Origin of the sequence: Pseudomonas sp. EGD-AK9, from assembly GCF_000465935.2 — a bacterium.
GTDB lineage: Bacteria > Pseudomonadota > Gammaproteobacteria > Pseudomonadales > Pseudomonadaceae > Aquipseudomonas.
In genome coordinates, this window is sequence record NZ_AVOF01000567.1 from 1 (window position 1) to 1,327 (window position 1,327).

General features: G+C 71.4%; 1 protein-coding gene. It reads left to right on the forward strand.

Going from position 1 to position 1,327, the window contains the following annotated elements; all coding sequences use genetic code 11:
- Positions 1 to 1,291, forward strand: a 1,291-nt coding sequence (locus N878_RS20700) for an aminoacyl-tRNA deacylase and HDOD domain-containing protein (RefSeq protein ID WP_021445443.1), incomplete at its 5' end; no start/stop codon positions are given.
- Positions 1,292 to 1,327: the final 36 nt, after the last annotated feature.

A 1,327-nucleotide genomic window follows, 5' to 3' on the forward strand; every position in this document is an offset into this window, starting at 1 on the left:
GGCCGCCGCCCGCCTGCAGGCGGTGCTGCTGGAGGATGCCGTGGGCGCCCTGCTGGTGCTCTACCCGCGCAGCCAGCTGCTCGACCTCGGCCGCCTGGCCGAACTCACCGGGCGCCAGCTCACCGCGGTCAAGCCGGAGCGCCTGGAGCGCATGCTCGGCAAGCACAGCCTGGCGCTATTGCCCGGTCTGCCGCCGCTGACCAGCTCGCCCTGCCTGTACGACGAGCGCCTGCTGCAGGTGCCCAGCCTGCTGGTGGAATCCGGCCAGCCCGGCGTGCTGCTGGAGATTCCCACCGAGGCCTACAAGACGCTGCTGAGCAAGGCCAGCGCGGCGCGCTTCGGCGAGCCGCTCAGCGCGATCAGGCCGAACCTCGACCGCCCCGACGACGACCGCGCCGAGATCACCCAGGCGGTGCAGGCCTTCACCGCGCGGCGCATCCAGCAGCGCCTGGAGGAAACCATCGAGATTCCGCCGCTGCCGGAGACCGCGCAGAAGATCATCAAGCTGCGCGTCGACCCCGACGCCACGGTGGACGACATCACCGGCGTGGTCGAGACCGACCCGGCGCTGGCCGCCCAGGTGGTCAGCTGGGCCGCCTCGCCCTACTACGCCGCGCCGGGCAAGATCCGCTCGGTGGAGGACGCCATCGTCCGCGTGCTGGGCTTCGACCTGGTGATCAACCTGGCGCTCGGCCTGGCCCTGGGCAAGACCCTCAGCCTGCCCAAGGACCAGCCGCAGCACGCCACGCCCTACTGGCAGCAGGCGATCTACAGCGCCGCGGTGATCGAGGGCCTGACCCGCGCCATGCCCCGCGCGCAGCGCCCGGAAGCCGGCCTGACCTACCTCGCCGGGCTGCTGCACAACTTCGGCTACCTGGTCCTGGCGCACGTGTTCCCGCCGCATTTCTCGCTGATCTGCCGGCACCTGGAGGTCAACCCTCACCTGCCGGCCAGCCATATCGAGCAGCACCTGCTGGGCATCACCCGCGAACAGATCGGCGCCTGGCTGATGCGCCACTGGGACATGCCCGAGGAACTGGCCTGCGCCCTGCGCTTCCAGCACGACCCCAGCTACGCCGGCGATCACGCCGCCTTCGCCAACCTGGTGTGCCTGGCCGTGCGCCTGCTGCGCAACCGCGGCATCGGCGCCGGACCGCAGGAAGAGATTCCCGATGAACTGTTCGAGGCCCTGGGCCTGAGCCGGGAAAAGGCCGACGACGCGGTGAGCAAGGTGCTAGCCGCCGAAGTGGCGCTGCGCGAACTGGCGGCGCAGTTCCAGCACCCCCACTGAGCCGACGCCGCCCGCGCGCTGCTCGCGGGGGCATGC